Source organism: Luteibacter sp. P4_D7_3, assembly GCF_056401735.1.
In genome coordinates, this window is the sequence record NZ_JBFUIT010000439.1 from 1 (window position 1) to 2,569 (window position 2,569).

Annotated in this window: 2 protein-coding genes; both read right to left on the reverse strand. The window is 64.2% G+C overall.

The genetic code is table 11. The features are described 5' to 3' along the window. Positions 1-60: 60 nt before the first annotated feature. Positions 61-1,569, reverse strand: coding sequence for a peptide MFS transporter (locus tag AC1DSN_RS21225; RefSeq protein WP_213949610.1), 1,509 nt, complete (start codon positions 1,567-1,569; stop codon positions 61-63). Between the two features lie 70 nt (positions 1,570-1,639). Further along, positions 1,640-2,488, reverse strand: a complete 849-nt coding sequence (locus tag AC1DSN_RS21230; protein ID WP_477332708.1) for a tryptophan 2,3-dioxygenase — start codon at positions 2,486-2,488, stop codon at positions 1,640-1,642. Positions 2,489-2,569 lie beyond the last annotated feature (81 nt).

Here is a 2,569-nt window from a genome sequence, read left to right on the forward strand (position 1 = left end):
CCGTTAGGGATCGCCGATGAATCGGCTCCTACCGAGCAAGGGCGATCGCCAGAGCGCGGCTTACTTGACGCCGTGCATCAGCCGGTTGATTAGCGGCGCGATGAGGAAAAGCAGGATGCCCGCGCCCACCAGCAGCTCGAAGCTGAAAGTGAAGCCGCTCAGCGCCGAGCCCACCGTCATGCCGGTTTCGCCGCTGATATGGCCGGCGAGCAGGCCCGAGAGATTGTTGCCAATGGCCGTGGAGAGGAACCAGCCACCCATGGCCAGGCCCACCACGCGCATCGGCGCCAGCTTGGTCACCATCGACAGGCCGATGGGCGACAGGCACAGCTCACCGATGGTCTGCAGTACGTAGCACGCTGCCAGCGGCCAGAACGGGATGAGGCCGTCGCCGCCGACCAGGCTCTTCAGCGCGTACATCAGCACCAGGAAGGCCAGTGCGTTGAAGATCAGGCCGAGACCGAACTTGCGCGGGATTGACGGCTCCTTGCGGTGCCGGGCCGACCACCCCCAGGCCAGCGCCACAAGGGGCGCGAAGACCAGGATCGCCGCCGAATTCACCGACTGGAACCAACCGGTCGGGAATTCCCAGCCGCCGAACATGTGACGGTCGACGATGTTCTGGGCGAGGAAGTTGAAGGAACTACCGGCCTGTTCGAAGAACATCCAGAACAGCACGTTGAAGGCGAACAGCAACAGCATCGCGATCACGCGATGGATCTGGATGCGGTCGTGACGCACGGCTTCGACCACCAGCATCACGGCCACGCCGATGAACAGCACGCCGAGCAGCCAGGCGATGAAGATCGCGCCGGCCTTCGCCATCAGCAGGTACACCAGCGGAATGGCGATGAGAATGCCGATGATGACGCCGATCAGGTTCTTGCCCTCGTGGCGCTCCGGCGGCGGCAGGCCGACGCCCTTCAACTGGCGCTTGCCGATCAGGAACCAGACGAAGCAGACCACCATGCCGAAGCCGGTGGCGGCGAACACGGCCTTGTAGTTGTCCTGCAACGGCGTGTCGGTCAGTACCGAAGCGAGCCAGCCGGTCACCAACGGGGCGAGGAAGCCGCCCATGTTGATGCCCATGTAGAAGATGGTGAACCCGCGGTCGCGACGATCGTCGCCCACCGGGTAGATCTGGCCTACCAGGGACGAGATGTTCGGCTTGAACAGGCCGTTGCCGACGATCACCGTGGCCAGGCCGATGAGGAAGATGTCCTGGTTGGGCACCATCACCATGAACAGGCCGGCGCCCATGACCGCCGCGCCGACCAGGATGGATCGCTGGTAACCGAGGATGCGATCGGCCACATAGCCGCCGAAGATGGCCGACGCGTAGACCAGCGCCAGATACGAGCCGTAGGTGCGGCTGGCATAGCCCTGCCCTGCCTGATCGCCGTGGAAGAACTGCGCCACGATGTACAGCGTGAGCGCCCAGCGCATGCCGTAAAACGCAAAGCGTTCCCAGAACTCGGTCATGAACAGCATCCACAGGGGACGCGGGTGACCCAGGGTCTGCGGGTAATCGGGCACGGGCCTGGCGGTGGCTGGGGCGGTCGGTGTCATGCATTTCCCTTGGGCGTGAAGACGCTTCGTGCAGGGTGTTTAACCGTCCGGGCAGCCGCCCGTCAAATATTTACGTTCCCAGGATGGTGCGTACTTCGATCAGTTCGGGGAAGAAACTCTGTTCCAGCGCCTTGCGCAGGAAGGCCACGCCGGACGAACCGCCGGTTCCGGCACGGAAGCCGATGATGCGCTCCACGGTCTTCATGTGGCGGAACCGCCAGAGCTGGAACGACTCTTCGATGTCCACCAGTTCCTCACTGAGATGATACTCAGGCCAATGGTGGGCGGTGTCCTCGTAGATCCGCTTGAACACGGGTAGCAGGGCGGGCTGGCTTCGCCAGGGCTGGGTCAGGTCGCGCTCCAGCAGGTCGACCGGCACGGGGTGGCCGCGGCGCGCGAGGTAACGCAGGAATTCGTCGTAAAGCCCCGGCGCCTCGAAGATCACCTTCAGCCGCTCATGCGCCACGGGATCGTGCTCGAACACGCGAAGCATGTCGGCGTGCTTGTTGCCGAGCAGGAACTCCACCATGCGGTACTGCAGGGACTGGAAACCCGACGAGGGGCCCAACACGTCGCGGAACTGCAGGTATTCGGCCGGTGTGAGCGTCTCCAGGACGCCCCACTGCTCGTAAAGCTGGCGCTGGATGGCCTTGACCCGGGCCAGGATCTTCAGCGTGCCGTCCACGTCGTCCGCGCGCAGGTGCGCCAGGGCGGCGTCCAGCTCGTGGATCATCAGCTTCAGCCACAGCTCCGAGGTCTGGTGCTGGACGATGAAAAGCATCTCGTYGTGGTGGGCGGGCTGGCTGCGGGGTACCTGGGCACTGAGCACCTGATCCAGCCTGAGGTACTCGCCATAGGTAAGGCGGCCGTCGAGATCGGTGCGGATACCGGGTTCGAGGTCGCGCTGGGAATTGGCCATGGACGATTTCACATTCAGGGTGGRCCGGCCGCAAACGGCGCCGTGGCGCGGTTTTGGGACCGGCGATGGCCGGTTCTATGC